The organism is Cellulomonas alba, assembly GCF_030362835.1.
GTDB lineage: Bacteria > Actinomycetota > Actinomycetes > Actinomycetales > Cellulomonadaceae > Cellulomonas > Cellulomonas alba.
Map to the genome: position 1 here is coordinate 816,724 of NZ_JAUCGQ010000001.1, position 19,768 is coordinate 836,491.

At 75.0% G+C, this 19,768-nt stretch carries 11 protein-coding genes; 2 read left to right on the top strand and 9 right to left on the bottom strand.

Going from position 1 to position 19,768, the window contains the following annotated elements; translation table 11 throughout:
• Positions 1-29: 29 nt before the first annotated feature.
• The 5 genes from QRT04_RS03675 to QRT04_RS03695 all read right to left on the bottom strand — a co-directional run bounded on the left by QRT04_RS03675 (position 30) and on the right by QRT04_RS03695 (position 5,532).
• Entirely contained in the window at positions 30-1,685 is a 1,656-nt protein-coding gene (locus tag QRT04_RS03675; protein WP_289453574.1) for an endonuclease/exonuclease/phosphatase family protein, read from the bottom strand.
• Between the two features lie 109 nt (positions 1,686-1,794).
• Entirely contained in the window at positions 1,795-2,670 is an 876-nt protein-coding gene (locus tag QRT04_RS03680) for a glycosyltransferase family 2 protein (RefSeq protein WP_289453575.1), read from the bottom strand.
• Positions 2,667-3,464 (bottom strand): CDP-alcohol phosphatidyltransferase family protein, encoded by a 798-nt coding sequence (locus tag QRT04_RS03685; protein WP_289453577.1) that lies wholly within the window; start codon positions 3,462-3,464, stop codon positions 2,667-2,669. Before QRT04_RS03685 ends, QRT04_RS03680 begins: the two co-directional genes overlap by 4 nt.
• 35 nt (positions 3,465-3,499) lie before the next feature.
• A complete protein-coding gene (locus QRT04_RS03690; protein WP_289453579.1) occupies positions 3,500-4,189 on the bottom strand; it encodes a phosphocholine cytidylyltransferase family protein in 690 nt (229 codons plus the stop codon).
• Positions 4,190-4,299: 110 nt separating this feature from the next.
• Complete coding sequence (locus QRT04_RS03695) at positions 4,300-5,532, bottom strand: CDP-glycerol glycerophosphotransferase family protein (protein WP_289453580.1); 1,233 nt, start codon at positions 5,530-5,532, stop codon at positions 4,300-4,302.
• 128 nt (positions 5,533-5,660) lie between these two features.
• On the opposite strand from QRT04_RS03695, the gene QRT04_RS03700 reads away from it, so the two are divergent.
• A complete protein-coding gene (locus tag QRT04_RS03700; protein WP_289453582.1) occupies positions 5,661-9,017 on the top strand; it encodes a glycosyltransferase in 3,357 nt (1,118 codons plus the stop codon).
• 24 nt (positions 9,018-9,041) lie between these two features.
• Here the strand turns inward: QRT04_RS03700 and QRT04_RS03705 are convergent, their stop codons facing one another.
• The gene (locus QRT04_RS03705; RefSeq protein ID WP_289453583.1) at positions 9,042-11,204 is read right to left on the bottom strand and encodes an acyltransferase family protein; all 2,163 of its coding nucleotides are present in this window, start codon (positions 11,202-11,204) and stop codon (positions 9,042-9,044) included.
• A 348-nt stretch (positions 11,205-11,552) separates the two neighbouring features.
• Here QRT04_RS03705 and QRT04_RS03710 point away from each other — a divergent pair, with 348 nt between their 5' ends.
• On the top strand, positions 11,553-12,932 hold the full coding sequence (locus QRT04_RS03710) for a polysaccharide pyruvyl transferase family protein (RefSeq protein WP_289453584.1): 1,380 nt from the start codon (positions 11,553-11,555) through the stop codon (positions 12,930-12,932).
• Here the strand turns inward: QRT04_RS03710 and QRT04_RS03715 are convergent.
• The 3 genes from QRT04_RS03715 to QRT04_RS03725 all read right to left on the bottom strand — a co-directional run bounded on the left by QRT04_RS03715 (position 12,889) and on the right by QRT04_RS03725 (position 19,755).
• Positions 12,889-16,269: a CDP-glycerol glycerophosphotransferase family protein gene (locus tag QRT04_RS03715; protein ID WP_289453585.1), complete on the bottom strand. Its 3,381-nt coding sequence runs from the start codon at positions 16,267-16,269 to the stop codon at positions 12,889-12,891. The two genes, QRT04_RS03710 and QRT04_RS03715, sit on opposite strands and share 44 nt — an antisense overlap.
• Before the next feature lie 103 nt (positions 16,270-16,372).
• Complete coding sequence (locus QRT04_RS03720; RefSeq protein WP_289453587.1) at positions 16,373-18,937, bottom strand: stealth conserved region 3 domain-containing protein; 2,565 nt, start codon at positions 18,935-18,937, stop codon at positions 16,373-16,375.
• A complete protein-coding gene (locus QRT04_RS03725; RefSeq protein ID WP_289453588.1) occupies positions 18,934-19,755 on the bottom strand; it encodes a hypothetical protein in 822 nt (273 codons plus the stop codon). Before QRT04_RS03725 ends, QRT04_RS03720 begins: the two co-directional genes overlap by 4 nt.
• Between the last annotated feature and the right edge of the window lie 13 nt (positions 19,756-19,768).

The following is a 19,768-nucleotide window of genomic DNA, read 5'->3' on the forward strand; positions in this document are numbered from 1 at the left end:
AGGGTCCGACCGAGTGGTGGAAGCCGGTCTCAGCGCAGCGAGAGAACGGCCAGCTGCAGGTTGTGGTCGGACCCCCGGTACCGCTCGTCGAACGTGCCGCTCGACGTCAGCACCACCTCGTTCACGTACTTCACGACGCCGGACCCGTGCCGCACGAAGAGGTGGTCGATGCGCGGACCGACGTACGTGTAGCGGAACGGCTTCGCCGGGTAACCGTCGTCGGCGTAGTTGTTCGTCGAGCCGTACTTCGTCCCCGACCGCGACGTCGTCGACACCGAGTCGGTGTAGCCCCACGACGCGAGCTGCGTGGTCGGGCCCGACGGGTAGGCCTCGACGTACGAGTTGAAGTCGCCGCCCACGACGATCGGCGCCGACGCGCGACCATCGGCGGCCGCCTTGGCCTCGATCCACGAGCGCATGCCGCCGGTGATCGCGTTGCGGACCTTGACCGTCTGGCTCGCCGAGCCGGTCGGCAGGTGGATCGAGACGACGTAGAAGTCCGCGCCCGTCGCGACGTTGCGCAGGTGCGCCCACTCGAACTGGCGGTCCGTCTCGGCGCTGCCCGTCTTGGTGACGAAGGGGGTCGTGGGCGAGTAGGTGTGCGCCACGCTCTTCTGCGAGGTCAGGCCCGCGGCGATGACGCCGACCTTCGCGTCGACGAAGATGTGCGACTCGCGGGCGGCGCCCGCCCCGGCCTTGGCGACGCCCGGCAGGGCCATCCGGTACCCGTGCGGCGCGAGCAGGTTCGCGAGGTCCTGGTACTGGTAGACCGCGGTCGCGCCGACGCCACGCACGTTCGCGGTCGAGAGCTCCTGGACGGTCAGCACGTCGGGCGCGGCGCGCACGATGCCGGCGGCCACCGCGGCGCGGCGGTCGTCCCAGGTGTGGCCCGCGAGGCTCAGCGTCGCGCCGTAGTTGCCGACGTTCCACGTGGCGAACGTCAGGCGGTCGGCGGTGGTGCCCGTGACGGACGTGGGGCTCGCCCAGCCGAAGACCACGGGCGACTTGCTCTGCTTGCTCCCGTTGTAGAAGAACACCCGGACGTACACCGGGTTGCCCGAGACCGAGCCGACCTTCGAGCGGTAGGACGACGGGATCGTCACGACGGTCGACGTCCGCGTCGACGGGATCGACGAGGTCGACCAGTGCTTGCCGGTCGTCGCGAGCACGTCGTTGCTGTAGGACGCGGTGACGACCACGCGCGTGCCGCGCTTGAGCCGCGGCCAGCTGACCTTGATCTTGTCGATGCCGGCCGCCGTGACCTTCGCCTGCGTGTACCCGACGGCGCTCGTGGTCGTGACGACCTTGCGGACGCTGCTGCTCGAGCTCTTCACGCCGCTCGTCGAGCGCACGCGCACGTAGTACGTCTTGCGCACCGTGAGGCCCTTGACGTACAGCCGGGTCCCCGAGGTCCGCAGCGTCTTGGTGTGCGACTTGAACGTCGACGACGTGCTCACCTGGAGCGCGTAGCCGGTCGAGCCGGCGACCTTCGACCACTCGGTCGAGATCGTGGTCGCGCCCGGGACGGCGACGAGCGAGGGGCCCGCGGTCGCCGCTGCGGCGGGCGACGCGGGCGCCGCCACGAGACCGGCCACGACGAGGCCGAGAGCGATCGCGAGCGCGACGACGACGCGCGGCATCGGCCGGCGCGCCGCAGCGGTCGCGGCAGAGGTCTGCGAGGACATCCGCCGAGGGTCGCACCCGCTCGGGACGGTGTCGCGTCCCAGACGTCCCGTTCACCGGGATTCGGACGCTTTGCGCCTCCGACATTCACGGAGAGTTCACCCTTTCGGGTTACACCACGGGCGGCCGCCCGTACCGGCTCATGCGCGCCACCGTGCGCCACGACATGGTCCGCACGCCGCCCGGGTCGACCGCGAAGCCCTCGCGGAACCCGCGCCACCACTGGCGCATGCCCTCGCCGTCGCGCCCGCGCGCGCCGCGCACCAGCTGCACGGCCGTCCACGTGCCGACGTAGAGCGGCCGCAGCACGACCGGGAGGTTCCGGCGCGCGAGCCACACCCGGTTGCGGGCGTTGAGCCGCAGGTACTGCGAGTGACGACGGGGGTCGACCGGCGGGTGCAGCACGCGGAGGTCGCCCGCGTACCAGACCACGTAGCCCGCGTCCCACACGCGCCACGCGAGCTCGATGCCCTCGTGCGCGTAGAAGTAGGGGTCCGCCCAGCCGCCCGCGGCGTCGAACGCCGCGCGGCGCGCCAGCAGCGCGCCCTCCCAGACGGAGAACACCGGGCCGGACCGGTTGGGGTCCGGCGAGCCCATCCGCGGCACCCACCGCTGCGGCGCGTCCGAGCCGTCGGTCGTCTCGACGCGCGCCTGCAGCAGGCCGAGGTGGGGATGCAGCGCGAACCGCGCCGCCATCGCCGCGAGGTCGTAGGTGCCGGCGAGCTGCGCGTCGTCGTCGAGGAAGAACAGGAGCTCGCCGCCCACGTGCGCGGCGCCCGCGTTGCGGCCCGCGGGGATGCCGAGGTTCTCCTCGAGGTGCACGGGCCGGACGCCGGCCGGCAGGTCGACGGGCTCCCAGCCGTTGCCGACGCACACGACGTCGAGCTCGACGTCGTGCTGCGCGAGCAGGCTCTCGAACGCGCGACGCAGGTCGTCCGGCCGGCGACCCTGCGTCAGGACGACGACGCCGATGCGCGGTGCCGTCATGCGCGGAGCTTCGACGACGAGAGCACCACGACGACGTGCCCGAACGCCGAGAGCCCCGCGGCGACGACCAACGCCACGAGCGCGACCCGCGTCGCGCCGAGGCCGCCCGCCACGGCGTCGACCACCGCCGCGAGCGCGATCACGGTCGTGAGCTCGACCGCGTGGAACAGCCGGAAGAACGGCACGAAACGTGCCGCGCGGCGCAGCCGCGCCAGGCCCGCGGCGCGCGGGGCGGCGACCGCGGCCGTGTCCTCGACGGGGAGCCGGCCGGTCTGCGCGCGCGACGCGAGCACGAGGTCGTTCACGGCCTTGTTGAGCAGCAGCGCGACCGCGAGCAGCCCGCCGAGCGTGGTCCAGCCGTACGCCGCGGGCCCGAGCTGGCTCAGGCCGCCCGCGGCCCGGACGCCGAGCGCGAGCGCCACGAGCGCCTCGGTGCTGTAGTGCGCGAGCTTGTCGATGAAGACGCCCGCCGGTCCCGACGTGCCGCGCCAGCGCGCGACCTCGCCGTCCGCCGCGTCGACCACCATCTGCGCGTGCATCAGCACGAGCGCGAGCACGGCCCACGGCCAGCCCGGCACGACGAGCACGAGCGCGCCGGCCCAGCCGACCGCGAGCATCACCCAGGTGACGGCGTTCGCGGACAGGCCGAGCCGCACCGCGGTCAGCGACAGGTACGGCGACACGCGCCGCCCGTACACGTGCGCGATCCAGTGCTCGGCGGTGCGCCGGCTGCGGATCTCGGTCGGCTGGCCGACCCGGCGGATGTCGGCGAGGGAGGGGTGGTCGTTCGTCATGCTGGGTGCGGGCGACGGGTCGGTGCCGGTGCCGCTCAGACGTGCTCGTTCGCGCGCTCGAGGTCGTCCGCGAAGTCGACCTCGACGGCCCACAGGTCCGAGATGTCGACGGGCGTGAACTTGACGCCGTCGTTCGCGATCGCGAGCTCGATGCCGCCCTCGAAGTACTCCTGGTCCGGCACCTCGTCGAGCCGCGCGATCAGCGCCGCCTTGTCGGCCGCGGCGACGTAGTTGATGCCGACCGCCTCGCCGAGCGCGTTCTCGACCTTCTTGGAGAGCTGGTCGATGAACCCGTCGCCGTCGACGGTGTACTTGACCTCCTCCTCCGCCACCTTGGCGGTGTTCACGCACACGAAGGACGTGCCGGCCTCGATCAGCGGGCGGACGCGCTCGAGGATCTGCGGGTCGAACACGACGTCGCCGTTCATCCAGAGCACACCGCCGTCGCCGCTCTGGCGCAGCACCCGCAGCAGGCTCTTCGACGTGTTCGTCTGGTCGTACACCTCGTTGTAGACGAACAGGGCGCGCGGCTGCGCCTCCATGATCATCTCGAGCTTGAAGCCCACCGTGATGTAGAGCTGGGCATCGGCGAACGTGGAGCGGATCTTGCTGACCTGCTGCTCCATGATCGTCTGACCGTCGCGCAGGGGCGTGAGGGGCTTGGGGAACGGACGACCCAGCCGGGTGCCCATGCCTGCCGCGAGGATCGCCACCTGAGTCGTCATGGAACCGTTGCTCCTCGTGCTCGTCGACCGCCGGCGGGGGTACCGGTGGGTGCGCGACGCGGCGCGGGGCCGCGGTCGGACCGTCCGATGGTAGCCGGGACGGCCGCTCGTCAGTGGCCGGCGCCGGTCGCGTGACGCTCGGCCTGGGCCCGGTGGCGCCCCTCGATGACCTGGGACGCCGCGCGCAGGAAGCGCTCCATCGACGCGCCCGGGCTGGTGTCGCCGAAGTGGTCGCGCGTCAGCTCGGCGACCGCCGGGTCGGGCGTCGCGAGCACGTGGTCGACCAGCTCGGCGGCGCCGGCCGCGTCGGCGGCCGTCAGCAGCGGGGCGCGGGCCGCCAGGCCCGTCGAGCCGAGCACGGCCGTCGGCGACTCGGGCCGCGCCAGCACGATCGGCTTGCCCGACGCGAGCCAGTCGAACGCGACGGCGGACACGTCGCACACGCACACGTCCGCCGCGCGCACCTGCCAGCCGAAGTCGCGGCCGGTGTCGGCGACGTGCCGCGCGGCCGCGTCGGCCCGGTTGGCGGCCTCGAGCACCGCCACGACCCGCCGGTGCGCCGCGCGGTACCGCGAGTCCTGCACGCCCGTGCGTGGGTGCGGCCGGTAGACCACCCGGTGGCGGCCGGTCCGGGTGAGCGACGTGACGAGCGCCTCGCCGTGGGTCAGCAGCGACGAGTAGCTCATCGACGGGCGGTCGCCCTCCCACGTCGGCGCGTAGAGGACCGTCGTCCGGCCGTCGTCCGGCAGGTCGGGACCGGGCCAGTCGACGTCGACCTGCGGCCGGCCGATCTCGAGCAGCCGCGAGGGATCGAGGTCGTAGACCGCCGCCTCGATGCGCCGCACGGCCGCCGGCCCCGCCACGAACGTGCAGTCGTACGCGCGCAGCTGGTTCGACGCCATGTACGCCTTGTCGGACTCGCCGTGCGACACGAAGACGTGCGCCGGCTCCGTCATGCGCATCGTCGAGAAGTTCGCCGCGTTCTGGTTGACGTAGAAGAACGCGCCGACGTGCTGGCGGGCGAGCCACGGCTCGAGCGCCTCCATGGACGGCACGTACTCGACCGGCAGCGGGCACTCCGCCAGCAGGACCTTCGCCGTGATCGGCGAGCGCGCGACGACCGCGACCGGGTGCCGCTCCCCCAGCACGCGCATCGGCTCGTACCACTGGCGCAGCTGGTACAGGTTGACCGGCAGGTCCGCGAAGTAGAGCACCGCCTCGACGGGCGCCGGCAGCGGCCCGCGCGCCGCGAGGCGCGCGCGCACCGTGCGGTGGTCGATGCGGTGCTGCACGACGCCGATCGACTTGCTCAGCAGGTGGCGGACGTCGTCGGCGACGCGCATGACGATGGGGCTCCTGGGCTCGGGTTCCGGCGGCCGCGGGGTGTGTGGGCCGCGCCGAGCGCCAGGGTAGCCGCCGGCGTGGCGCCCGAGCGGCGGCGGCCCGCCACGGCTGGCTAGCATGGGCCGACGTGCCAGCACCCGACCCGCGCGCCGCCGCGAGGCCCCTCGTCTCCGTCGTCGTGCCGGTCTACGACGTCGAGGAGTACCTCGACGCGTGCCTCGTCAGCATCACGGAGCAGGACTGGCCCTCGCTCGAGGTGGTCGTCGTCGACGACGGCTCGACGGACGCGTCCCTCGAGGTCGCCCACGCGTTCGCGGCGCGCGACCCTCGCGTCCGGGTGCACGGCTTCGAGAACGCGGGGCTGGGCGCGGCACGCAACCGCGGCGCCGCCCTCGCGACCGGCGAGTACCTGCTGTTCGCAGACAGCGACGACGTCGTGCTCCCCGGCGCCCTGACGGCGCTCGCGGGATCGCTCGAGGCGACCGGCTCGGACGTCGCGAGCGGGAACGTGCGCCGGATGCGTGGCGCGACCCTGCTGCCCTCCCCACCGCACGAGGCCGCGCTGGCCCGCCGGCGCCTGCGCACCCGGCTCGCGGACGACCCGGTCCTCGTGCAGGACACGACCGCGTGGAACAAGGTCTTCCGGACCTCGTTCTGGCGCGAGCACGACCTGCGGTGGGGCGAGGGCGTGCTCTACGAGGACATGGCGACGGTCGCGCGGGCGTTCGGCGTGGCGCGCGCGGTCGACGTGGTCGGCGTGCCCACCTACGTGTGGCGGTACCGCGACAGCGGCGTCTCGATCACGCAGCGGCGCAGCGAGACGCGCAACCTGCGCGACCGGCTGCTCGCCCTCGACGGGTCGGAGCCGCCGTTCCGCGCCGCGGGCTCGGCGGTCCTCGACGCGTTCGTCGAGAAGGTCCTCACGCTGGACCTCGCCCTGTACGTCGCGGCGGCGCCGGACGCCGACGACGAGTTCCGCTCCCTGCTCGGCGCGGCGGTCGAGCGGTGGCTCGGTGCGGCGTCGGACGCCGTCCGCCGGCGAGTGCCGGTCCGGAGGCGCGCCCAGCTCGAGCTCGCACGCGCGGGCCGGTTCGCCGAGGCCGCCGCGGTCGACGCCTGGTTCGCCGAGCACGCCGGCGACCTGCCGACGACGGTCGGGGCCGACGGCGTGCGCGCGGTGCAGGTGCCCGCGGCGCTCACGCCGGGTGGCGCGCTCCCGGCCGCGGCCGTCGCCGCCGACGGGACCCGCCACGAGACGGCCGTCGGGCGCGTCGACCTGGACGGCGAGGACCTCGTGCTCACGGGCTGGACCACGGGACCCGGCGACGCTCCCGCGACGCTGACGCTCACCGCACCGTCGCGGTGGCAGGCCCGCGCCGCGAGCCGCGCGTGGCTCGCACCGCTCGCCCGGCTCGCGGGGACGACCCGGGTCGACCTCCCGACCGTCGCGGCGGAGGTTCCCGAGGCGCCCGACACCGCGGCGGGCCGCGGCTTCGCGGCCCGGGTGCCCGTGCGCCGGCTGCTCGACGTGCCGGGCGACCTGGGGTGGCGGGTCACGACCGGCGACGAGGGCGAGCGTCCCGTCGTGGCGCGGGCATCCGCGCCCCGCACGCCGGCCCGCGCCCTCGACGGCGGCGTGCTGCTCCAGGTGGCCGGCGGTGGTGGCGAACCCGTCGAGCTGCGCGTGACGCACCCCGCCGTGCGCGCGACGGCCGTGCGGTGGGAGGGCGACGTCGCGGTCGTCGAGGTCGCGGCGACCGGACCGGTGCGGTCGGCGTCGCTGCAGCCGTCCGACGAGGCGGCCCTCGTCGAGGTGGAGAACCGGTCCGACGGCGCGACGCTGCGGATCGCGGTGCCCGCCGAGGGCGGACGGCGGACCGTCCGGGCGAGCACCGCCGCGGGCTCGGTTGCCGTCGTGTGGTCGGTCCCGCACGCGCCCGCGTCGTTCTCGGAGGCCGGCGTCGCGGCACGCGCCGATCGTCGCGGGCGGCTGGTCGTCGAGCCGGCGTCGACCGGCCTCGAGGTCGACTCGCTCGCGGTCGCGCCCGGCCCCGTGCTCGAGGTCGCGGGCACGGTGCGCGGGACGGTCACCGACGCCTCGCTCGGGCTCGAGCCGGCCGAGGGCGGAGCGCGCGACGACGTCCGGCACGCGGTGCGCCGCGACGGCGCGCGCTTCACGGCCACGGTGCCGCTCACGGCCCCCTCCTCCGACGGCGTCCGCCGCCCCTTGCCGGCCGATGCCCGGCCGGCGCTCGTCTGGTCGGGGACCGACACGGGCGGCGCGGCGCGTCTCACGCCCGACGCGTCCGCGCTGCTGCCGCAGCGCGTGCCGACGCCCGAGGGCCTGGTCGAGCTGAGCCCGGCGAGCGGCGACCGCGTCGCGGTCAAGGTGCGACCCGCGCTCGCGCCCGACGAGACCGGCCGGGGCCGGCGACGTCGCGTCGCGGCCGAGGCTGCTGCGCTCACGCGTCAGACGCCCCTCACCGACGAGGTCGTGGTGCTGCAGACCGGCGACGGAGCGCTCGAGTCGCCGCGCGCCGTGGTCGACGAGCTCGCGCGGCGGGGCAGCGCCGACCGCGTGCTCTGGGCCGTCGGTGACGCCTCCGTCGCGACGCCGGAGGGCGCGCCCACCCTGCTCGTCGGGTCGCGCGCGTTCCACGAGACGCTCGGCCGCGCCCGCCTGGTCGTGTGCGACGGACCGCTGCCCGCCGCGTTCGAGCGCCGGCCCGGTCAGACCGTGCTGCAGACGGGCCACGCGCGACCGCTCGGGCGGATCGGCCACGACCTCGGCAGCATCCGACCGACCGACCTCGCGCAGCTCGTGCACGACGCGGGCCAGTGGTCGCTCCTGCTGAGCCCAGGGTCGTGGGCCACCCCCGCACTCCGGCGCGGCCTGGGCTACCCCGGTGAGGTCGCCGGGGTGGGCACCCCGGGTGCCGACGCGCTCGTGCGTGCGGACGCCGCCGCGGTCCGCGCCGAGCTCGCGGCGGTGCTGGGCCTCGCCGACGACGTGCGGGTCGTCCTGTGGTCGCCCGTGCCGCAGGGCATCGCACGGGTCGACACCGGAGCGCTCGCGCGCGACCTCGGCGCCGGGTACGCCGTGCTGACGTCCGAGGGCCGGCGGGTGCGCCGCGCCGGCGCCGACGGTCGGGACGTCGCGGTCCCCGTCGCGGTGCTCACCGCGGTGGTCGGAGCCGACACGCACGTGACGAACCACCTGTCGGGCGCACTCGACCTCGTGCTCACGCGCGGCGACGTGCACCTGATCGGCCGGGCCGCGGGCACGGGGACGCCGGACGACCTGCGCGCCGTGACGCCGGCGCCGGCCGTCGACCGCGCCGAGCTCGTCACCGCGCTGCGTGCGCACGCGGCGCCGGACTGGTCCGCGTTCCGCGTCCGGTGCTGCGCGCTGCAGGACGGCCACGCGGCCGAGCGCGCGGTCGACGCGCTCGAGCGCCACGCCGGCCGGGCCACCGAGGGCTGAGGCCGGGCCGCGGCCCGCGGTCGGTCAGCCGCGGCCGCGGGCCAGGTCGGCGAACAGCTGCTTGCCGAGGTACGGCGCGAGCGTGCGCACGTACGTCTCGGTCACGTGGTGCGGGTCGCGGTACACGTCGACGCCGCCGATGACCGCCGGGCAGGTGGTCGCCGTGCAGTAGAAGCTCGTCAGGTCGATCACCGAGACGTCGGACCCCACGAGCTTCGCGGCCGCCACCTGCGGGTCCGGTGTCGCGAACGCCTGCTTGCGCGTGATGTCGCACCGCTGCGGCGCATCCTTGCCCTTGGTCTGCAGGCAGGTGTTCGGGTCGGACGTGTGGATCGGGTTGTCGCGGATGTAGACGATCGGCACGCCCGCCTCGGCGAGCGGCTTCCACGCGGCGGCGAGCCCGCGGCTCGCGTACTGCTCGCGGGTCTGGCCGGCCGGCACCTGGAACTGCTCCTTGGACAGCGCGGCGGTCACGATCGCGTCGTACTCGCCCGGGTGAGCGGTCAGCCGCCCGTGGAGCTTCGTGCGCCACTCGAGGCACCTGTCGACCGTCGCCTTGTCGCCCGCCGGCACCGCGGTGGACCACTGGCAGCTGCCCTTGAGGTACGTGTCGAGGCTGAGCTTGCCCTCGTTCGCCAGCACGATCAGCGCAGGCAGCATGGCGCGCGCGTGCGAGTCGCCGACGAGCGCGACGTGCGGCACGCGGCCGGTGGCGCCCTTGGCGGGGTACGAGCAGCTCTCGAGGGCCGCCGAGTCGTTCCTGACCCAGCACGACACGCCGGCGAAGTCGCCCGAGGCCGTCGAGGGGTTCGGGACGATGACGTCCTTGAGCGCGGGGTCGGGGCAGTTCGCGAGCGCCGGGTCCATCGACGCGGCACCGAAGCAGCTCGGCGGCGCCTTCTCGATCGCCGCCACCTGCTGCGCCGCGGTGTGCGCGGCCTCGTCGCCCTGCTGGACGCCCCACGCGGACATCGCGACGACGACCGCCATGGCGGGCACCACCCACGCGAACGTCACGCGCGGCCGGCGCCAAGGGCCGCTGGCGTGGCGCACCGGGTCCTCGACCCAGCGCTTGGTCGCCCCCGCGAGCACGAGCACGACGGCGAGCAGCACGAGCTTGTCGGCGGTGTGGAGCGTCCGGCCCAGCGCGTACGGCAGCAGGATGATCGGCGGCCAGTGCCAGAGGTACGTCGAGTACGACACGTCGCCGAGCCACTGCACGGGCCGCAGCCCGAGCGGTCCGGTGCCGACGCGCGTCGCCGACGGCGCCCCCGCCGCGATCACGGCGATCGCTCCGACGACCGGGACGATCGCGGCGGTGCCGGGGAACGGCGTCCCGCCGTCGAAGCGCAGCGCGGCCCACCCGATCAGCGCGACGCCCACGGCGAGCACGCCGGCGCACGCGAACGCGGTCAGCCGGTCGCGGCGCGCGTCGGGCGCGACCCTGCGGCCGGTCGCCCGCCCGGCCAGGACGAGCTCGGCGACGGCGAGCAACCCGCCCGCACCGAACTGCCAGGCGCGCGTCGTGGTCGCGAAGTAGGCGGTCGACGGCGACGCGCCGGTCAGGTGGAGCGACCAGACGAGGCTCGCGACGGTCGTCAGCGTGAGCACGGCACCCACCGCCACCAGACGCCGCGCGGGCCGCCGCACCGACCACCAGATCGCGAGCCCGACCAGCAGCGGCCACACGAGGTAGAACTGCTCCTCGACCGACAGCGACCAGTAGTGCTGCACCGGCGACGCGGCGGCGTCGGCGGCCAGGTAGTCCACGGACTGCGCCGCGAGCGCCCAGTTGACGACGTACGTCGCGGCGGCCGCGGTGTCCACGAGGAACCCGTGCCACAGCGCGCGCGGCACCCACACGAGCGTCGCGACGGCGGTCAGGCCCAGCACGAGCAGCGACGCGGGCAGCAGGCGCCGCGCGCGGCGCGCCCAGAACTGCGCGAGGTGGACGCGACCCGAGGTGGTCGCCTCCCGCAGCAGGTGGCCCGTGATGAGGAAGCCCGAGATCACGAAGAACACGTCGACGCCGACGTACCCACCCGTCAGCCGGGTCGGCCACAGGTGGTAGAGCACGACGAGCATGACCGCGAGCGCGCGCAGCGCCTGGATCTCGGGACGCGTGCGCGACCGGGGACGGCCGGTGGGCGGAGCCGCCTCGCGCTCGACGAGGACGGGGGCCGTCACGGCGTCGCCGCCCCGCTCGCGTGCGCCGCCCGCAGGGGTTCGCGGACCGTGCTCGCGCGCGCTGTCATGGTGCTCGGCTCCCGGGAGGGTCGGAGGTCGGGTGGGGGGACGGACGCGGGCGGCCGCCTGCCTCGGCTCGCCGGTCTCGACCCTCCAGCCTAACCGCGGCACCGCGACGACCCGTGCCCGGGCGGCGGCCCTGCACACCGCTTCCCCGCCCTGCGCACGTCCTCGGCCCGCGACGCACCGCGGGCTCCGGGCAGGCGCATTGGACTCATCCAGGCAACTCGCAAAGAATGTTCCCCGGTCGCGGCGCGTGGTCGGGCCCCACCACGACGAGAGGCAGACGTGAAGCGGATCCTGCTGCGCTCGGGCAAGGACCCCTGGGTCCGCCTGTCGCCCGAGACGACCTACGCGACCAACGTGTACGGCGGCAACAGCGGCAACCTCCTGTTCAGCTACGCGTCGCACCGGCTCCTCACGCGCTCCGACGTGACCGTGGTGTCGCGCGGCCTCGGGCTGCGCGGCGAGCGCCCGGAGCGCGTCAACGAGCAGTGGGACCACGTCGTGCTGCCGATGGCGAACTCGTTCCGCCGCGGCTTCCTGCGGCAGCTCGAGATCCTCACGTCGCTGATCGAGGGGCTCACGGTCCCCGTCACGATCCTGTCGATCGGCATGCAGGCCGAGGTCGGCGAGGAGGCGCGCCCGAACCCCGTGGTCGACGACGCGGTGCGCCGCTTCGTCAAGGCCGTGCTCGACCACTCGCCGTCGATCGGCGTCCGCGGCGAGCTGACGGCCGACTACCTCGGCCGGCTCGGCTTCCGCGACGTCGAGGTCATCGGCTGCCCGTCGATGTTCCTGCACGGCCCCGACGTCCGCGTCGAGAAGCCGACCGAGACCATCGACCGGTCCGCACGCGTGAGCTTCTCGGTCACGCCGCGCGTCGGCGAGATGGCGGCCGTCCTCGGCAGGCACGTCGGCAAGTTCCGGAACCTGCGCTACGTGCCGCAGGACCACGAGACGCTCGGCCTGATGCTCTGGGGCACGCAGCTCGCGGACTTCCCCGAGCCCGACCCCATGCCGTTCCACCCGAGCCACCCCGTGTTCCGTGACGACCTCGCGCGGTTCTTCGTCGACCCCGAGCCGTGGATCGCGTACGAGCGCACCATCGACTTCGCGTTCGGCGACCGCATCCACGGCAACGTCGCCGCCGTCCTCGCCGGCACGCCCGCGCTGCTCCTCGCCCACGACACGCGCACGCTCGAGCTCGCGCGCTACCACGGCATCCCGCACCGCCTGGTGACCGACGTCGAGGCGCACGAGGACGCGACCCACTTCTACGAGCAGGCGGACTACTCGGCGTTCAACGCGGGGCACCCCGAGCGCTGGCGCACGTTCGAGTCGTACCTCCACCGGCACGGCCTCGAGCACGCGCTCGACGACCCCGGCCAGCTGGAGCGCTACGACGCCCGCGTCGCGGCCGCTGAGCTCCCCGGCCCGGTGCACGCCGTCACGCGGGCACCCAAGAAGCACCCGCTCGACCGCACCGACTGGCTCTACCGCGAGCTCGGCCGGCGCGGCGACGAGATCGACGCCCTCCGGGCCGCGAACGAGGGGCTCGCGCAGCGCCTGACCGCGGTCGAGGCCCGGGTCTCGGGCTCGGTCGCGCGCCGCGCGTCGCGGCTCATCCGACGGCAGACCTCGGCACCGGTCGCGCCGACCGACTGAGGTCGACGCCGGCGGGGGCCGGGCCGATCGCGGAACGGAAGAACTCGTCGAGCACGCGGTCGCTGGCCCCGCCGTCGTCGAGCGGGCCGTACGTCCGCTGGAACTCGGTGAGGCGGTCGACGTACGGCGCCCACGCGGCGTCGAGGTCCGCGAGCACGTCGGCCAGCGCCTCGTTCGTCGTCACGATCGGCCCCGGCACCTGCGAGTCGTAGTCCAGGTAGAAGCCGCGCAGCTGGTCGCGGTACCGCTCGAGGTCGTACGCGAAGAAGACCATCGGACGCCCGAGCGCCGCGTAGTCGAAGAACAGCGACGAGTAGTCCGTCACGAGCACGTCCGAGGCCATCAGGAGCTCCTGGACGTCCGGGTAGCGCGACGCGTCGACCACGAAGTCGGAGTCGAACCACTCGGCCGGGAGCTGGTCGCGCACGAGCTGGTGGAACCGCACGAGCAGCACCACGTCGCGGCCGAGGCGCTCACGCAGCAGGCCGAGGTCGAGCGCCAGGTCGTGCCGCCAGTGCACGCCGTCGCGGGCGTCGTCCCGGAACGTCGGGGCGTACAGCACCACGCGGCGCGGGTCGTCGACGAGCCCGAGCCGCGCCCGCAGGCGGGCCACGCGCTGCTCGGCGCCCGGCCACGAGAACACGTCGTTGCGCGGGTAGCCGCGCTCGAGGATCGGACCCTCGTACCGGAACGCGCTGCGGAACGCCGCCGTCGCGTACGGGCTGGCGGACAGGAGCGCGTCCCAGTAGCTCGTCAGGCGCGCGGCCCGCGCCTGGTACTCCTCGTCGCGACCGAGCATGTTCTCGACGTCGTGCTGCATCTTCTTCAGCGGCGTGCCGTGCCACGTCTGCAGGAATCGCGTGCGCGGCGACTTGCGCAGCTCGGCGGGGAAGTTCTGGTTGTTGACCCAGTACCGGGCGCGCGACGCGGTCCACCAGTAGCGCGCCGAGTGCCGCGTGATCTTGACCGTGCTCGGGTCGGTGAGGCGCAGCGTCGTGTTGTTCGCCCACACGAGGCGCAGCCCGTGCTCGCGGGCGCACAGCCGCTCGTAGAGGTAGCGCGGCGAGTCGCCGTAGCCCATGCCGCGGTCGGCCTCGAACAGCACCACGTCGGTGCGCGGCAGCAGCCGCCCGAACCATGCGAGCGCGCGGACGACGGGCCAGTACTGCGGGCTGCGCCGGAACACGCGCCACCCGAGCTGGACCGTCGGGTTGTTCCGCACGCGCTCGAGCGCGACCTTCGCGTTCCAGGAGCGGCGCACCACGTCGTAGATGCGCGCGCAGCTGTTGCGGTCGTCGTACGTCAGGAAGGCGCGGGCGCGCGCGTAGTGCTCGTCGGTCATCGTCAGGTCGCGGTCGACCGCGTCCTGGAGGGCCGCCACCAGCCGGTCCGGGGTGTCGAGGATCGGGCCCGGGAGCATCGTGTCGAAGTCGATGTGCGGCGCGCGCTTGCCGACCAGCTCCGTGCGGTCGAACTGGAAGAACAGCACCGGGCGCCGCAGGTAGCTGAAGTCCCACGACACGCTCGAGAAGTCGGTGATCAGCACCGCGCTCGACTTGAGCAGGCGCTGGACGTCCACCTCCTCCTGGCGCACGAGCTCGACGAGGTCCGACTCGAAGTGGTCGGCGTACTTGCGCATGTTCGGGTGCAGCACGAGCTTGACGCGCAGCCCCGCGCGGCCGAGCAGCTCCTGGAGCGCGGGCGACTGCAGGAAGCCGTGCCAGTTGGCGAAGTAGTCGCTCGCGAGGAAGACGTCCTCGAGCATCAGCGAGTCGCGCCACGTCGGCATGACGAGCACGACGGGCTCGCGCTCGACGTCGCGCGCGAACAGCTGGTCGAACCGCGCGAAGCCCGTGACGCTCACCTGGTGCGGGCGGTACCCGTAGTCCTCGACGACGATCCGCTTCTCGAGGTCGGACGTGACGAGGAAGCGCTCGGTCGGCCGCTCGGCGGTGCCCTGGCGACCGTAGTTCGGCACCACGTTCTTGCTCGCCGTCGGGCCGTGCTGGAGGAACACGCGCACACCGCGCGCCCAGCGCGCCGCGCGGCGGTCGCGCGAGGCGAGCAGGTACTCCGCGTGGTGCGAGCCGATGAGGCGCGACGCCATGAACGTCGCCCGGATGTGCTCCCGCGAGAAGCGGTCGACCACGTTGCCGAACTCGGCGACGCGCGCGCGGTCGGGCGAGCCGGCGTCGATGACGTAGTACGCGCGGCGCTCAGGGTGCGTCCGGCGCACGTAGCGGAACAGCTGGAAGCCGTTGTCCTGCGCCTTGTACGGGACCTCGCCGATCAGCCAGACGCGTGTGAACGGCCGCGTCAGGACGAACACCCACCCCAGGCGCGACAGGCGGCGCAGGTAGCGGTAGTTCGCGGTGGTGAACCGCTCGATGCGGTAGCTGAGGCTGCGGCCGCGGAACGTCAGGTACGGCACCAGCAGCGTCGTGTCCGAGCCGTCGCCGCGCGGCACGGGAGCGGAACGCAGGCGCCGGCCGCGCAGGCCGCGCACGCCGGGCACGCGGGCGAGCACCTCGTCGTCGGCACCGGGCCGCAGGGCCACGAACAGGTCGAGCGTGTCCTCCACGTCGCCCATGCGGTCGAGCGCGGCGCCGAGGTCGACGTCCGCGAGCACGTCGACGACGAGCCGTCCGTAGCTCGAGCTGCGCACGTGGGCCGTCGGCGTGGGCAGCGGCACGAGGTACCGCTCGTGCGTCTGGCGGCCGACCGCGAGGAGGGCGACGTCCTCGGCCGGCACGTCGTCGGCGCCCACCTCGAGCTCGAGGTGGAGCCGGCCGGCGCGCGTCGGCTGGATCCGGCGCGTCGTCACGGCGGGCCGGCGCGGGGACGGCGGCCCGAAGCGCAGGACGAGGTTGTGCCGCAGGGTGGTCTCGACCGCGACCCGCACGCCGTCGACCTCGGTGACCTGCGGCGTGGCGGGTCGCTGCGTCGACGTGAACCGGCCGAGCCGGGTCCGGACGCGGCCGGTCGGCGCCTCGGCGACGAGCCAGAGCTCGACGTTCGCCTCCTGCTCGAGGCCGAGCGTCGTCGCCAGCGAGGCGACGTCGACGCGGAACACGAACGCGCCGCCGTCCGACCGCTCGTTCGCGGCGTCGAACTTGGTGAGCCCGCCGGAGACGGTCGCCTCGAGCCCCAGCACGCGCGCGCCGGGCGCCGCGTACAGACCGTCGAGCTCGAGCGTCGTCCCCGTCAGCGCGTAGCGGATCCGAGCGAGCTCGGGTGCGGCGTCGAGCCCGACCGCGGGGTGCAGCGTCGGTGGCAGCACGCGACGGAGCAGCTTCCTGGGGGCACGACGAGCACGGACGAGGACGTTCGAGGGCACCGAGGCAGGATAGTCGAGCGGCTCCCGGCGCCCCGTCCGTCGACGCTGTCCACGCCGCCCTCGGCGGCCGGGCGTGCGGCCCGGCGTCCGTCGGCCGCCCGCGTCAGGCCGGCGCCTGCGCGATCGCCTGCGCGAGCGTCGGCACGTCCAGCAGCGCGGCCAGGAAGTCCGTGAGCCGCTCCTCCGTGCCCGGGCGCGCGCGCTCCGACGCGCCGGGCTCGCCGAGGCACAGCACGTCGAGCAGCTCGTCCGCGAGGACGGCGTCGACGGTCGCCGCGGAGAACAGCGAACGCACAGGGAAGAACCGGTACGCGATCTCGTCGCGCTGGTAGCGGTCCTCGAGGAAGCCGAGGTACTGCGCGAGCGAGGACAGCAGCGCGAGGTCGGAGCCCGCCCGGAAGCGGGACGCGCGCGTGCGGGCGACGTCGTCGGGGAACCGGCGCTCGAGGTCGAGCAGGACGTCGCGCCGGTGGGCGTGCGGCGTGTGCTGCAGCGCCTCGACGATCTCGACGCCGTGCTCGCGGCGGACGATCTCGCGGTTGCGCTCGCCGGCCTGCATGTGGGGCTGGTCGTCGGGCGTCGCGTACCCGATCTTCACGGTCGACGGGAAGAACCTCGGCGCTCCCGTCGACGTGAAGAAGCGTCCCGCAGGCAGCGGGCGCACCACCATGACGTCGTCGTTGAGGTAGAGGAAGTGCTCCGCGAGGTCGGGCACGCGGTGCAGGCACGCCTCGATCGCGTGCGAGTTGAACACCGGCAGCACCGACGGGTCGGGGAAGATCTCGCGGTGGTCGACGACGGTGACCTCGGGGAAGAGCCGCTCGAGCCACTCGGGCCGTTGCCGGTCCGTGACGAGGAAGACCCGGCGCACCCACGGGAGGTTCCGCCGCACCGCGGCCAGCGAGTAGTAGAGGTCGTCGCGGCTCGCGAACCGCGCGGCCCGCACGCCGTCGTCCGCCGAGCCACGCCCCGTCCGCGTCAGGTGCTCGGCGCGCTCGGCCGCGAGCCGTGCGTCCGTGCCGTCGACCCACGTGTAGACGACGTCGACGGGGAACGTGACCTCGTCCCACAACGGGTACTCGGGCTCGACGTGCGCCGCGCCCGTCTCCGCCGCCCACCGCCGCCACGCGTCCGTGCCCACGAGCTGCGCGCGCCGGTTCGGGCCCGGGCTGACCATCAGGTCGCCGTCGGCACGCCAGGCCTGGACCACGAGGTCCGCGCTCGCGACGCCGCCCACGCGGCCCGCGCGGTGGGCCGTGATCGTGTCGGCCTGCGCGAGCGCCGCGGGCGCTGGGCCCGCCGCCGGCGACCACGGGTCGACCAGCACCGCGTCACCGCGAAGCGTGCCGCTCACGGCGAGGTCCGCCGCACCGGGGGCGGTGCGCAGCGCGTCGAGCACGACCGGACGCGCACCGGCGTCGACGGCCACGACCCGGCCCGGACCGGGCTCGCGCTCGACGACGGCCGCCGCGAACCCCGCGCGCGCGCACGCGTCGCGGACGGCGGCGACGAGCGCGTCCTCGACGTGCGCGACCGGTCCACGGGCCGCGCGCCGCGCCGGCGGCTCGACCGGGGCCGTCACCGTGGCGTTCCAGGCCCGCCCGGCCGCCACCGCCTCGAGCACCTCGAGCCAGCGGGGCCCGACCGCGTCCACGTCGAAGGACGCCGCCGCACTCAGCCCCTCGGCCGCGAGCCGGTCCGCGAGCGCGCGGTCGCCGACGAGCGCACGCATGCCCGCGCCGACTCCGCCGGCGGAGCCGTCGGGGACGACGAGCGACGGTGCACCCGGCGCCGCGCCGCTCGCGCGCACGACCGTGGGAAGACCCACCGCGAGCCCCGTCACGAGGTCTCCCCCACCGTCCGTGGCCGCGACGAGAACGCTGGCCTTCGCCAGCTCGGCGGTGACGTCGGCGACGTCGCCCACGAGGTCGACCGCTCCGTCGAGCCGGTGCCGCCACACGAGGCGCTGCCACGCCTCGCGCCACGCCGAGCCGCCGAGCACGCGCAGCCGCCAGTCCGGGTGGGCGCGTCGGACGTGCGCGAACCCCGCGATCACGTCGGCCGTGCCCTCGTCGGCACCGACGCCGGCGACGGCCACGACCAGCGGGTTCACGCGACCCGCACGCGGCAGGTGCCCCGCGGGCAGCACGGGTCCCACGGCGTCGACCGGCGGTGCGAGCTCCCGCAGTCGTTCGACCACGGCGTCGCGCACCGCGGCCGAGGGCGCGAGCACGGCCGCGAGCCGCGGACCGTGGACGTCGAGCGGACCCGTGCCCGCTCCCGTCGCGGCCGACGTCGCGTGCAGCACGACGCGCGTCCCGCGCGGCAGCAGGTCGAGCGCGAGGCCCGCGAGCACGTCCGAGGCGGCGACCACGACGTCGGCGCGCAGGTCGCGCAGCGCAGCGTCGAGCGCGGCGTCTGTCGAGGAGTCGAACCCCGTGGCCCAGGCTCGCGGCACCAGGCGGGACGGGCCCGCCCCCTCGCGCTCACCGGCGGGTGCGAGCACGCGTACGGCCAGCCGGTCGACCGGCGCTGCGTGGCCCGCGCCGGGGCGCAGCGCGAGGAGCTCGACGTCGTGGTGCCGCGCGAGCCACGCGGCGACGTCGGCGAGGACCCGGTCGGGCCCGGACGCCGCGGGAGCCGAGCCCACCAGGAACGCGATCCTCACGCGCCACCTCCCTGCACGCGCACGTCGATCGCGAAGGCGCCACCCGCGAGCACGGGGCGCCGGCGCACGACGCCCGCGTTCTCCGCCAGGTCGAGCGCCGGGAACTTGATGGCCGCACCGGGTCGTCCGAGGTCGCCGACGTGGAACCGCAGCGCGTGCTCGGTCCCGCCCCGGCGCAGCACCACGCGCCACGCGACCGGGCCGTGGGGGTCGGCGGTCAGCCGCGAGAGCGGGCACCGCGCGGCGCCGCCCGCGACCACGCCGAGCACCACCGCGCCGCCGTCGTCGGACCGCGCGACCACCTCGTCGCCGTCGCCCACCGGTCCGCCGAGGCCCAGGACGACGCCCTCGGGCGTCGCGACGACGTCGACCACCAGGGGCTGCGGCTGCACGTCCTCGACGTGGAGCACGAGCCGGCCGCCCGTCCCCGCGGCCAGCCGGGCCACCCTGGCCGCGAGCAGGCTCAGCGGGCCGTCCTGCGCGCGGGCGGGTCCGTCCTGACGCTGCTCCGGACGGTGCGCGAGCGGCATCGCGGCGCCGTCCCCGGCGCGCAGGGCGACCGACCACGTGCCGGCGCACGGCAGCGTCGCGGTGTCGAGCAGCCCGCGCACCGCATCCGCGCCCGCGTCGTCGAGCGGGACGTCGACGACCGCGTCGCCGCACGTCAGCACCAGCGACGCCGGTGCGGCCGCGCGGACCACCACGTCGAGCGTCCGGCCGTCGTGCACCGCGGCGAGCAGCACCGGCGAGTCGTCGTGCGGCTGCCGCGTCTCGAGCGCCTGCGCGACCTTGCCGCGCAGGCCCGACCACCGGCTCACGCGGACCCCGCTC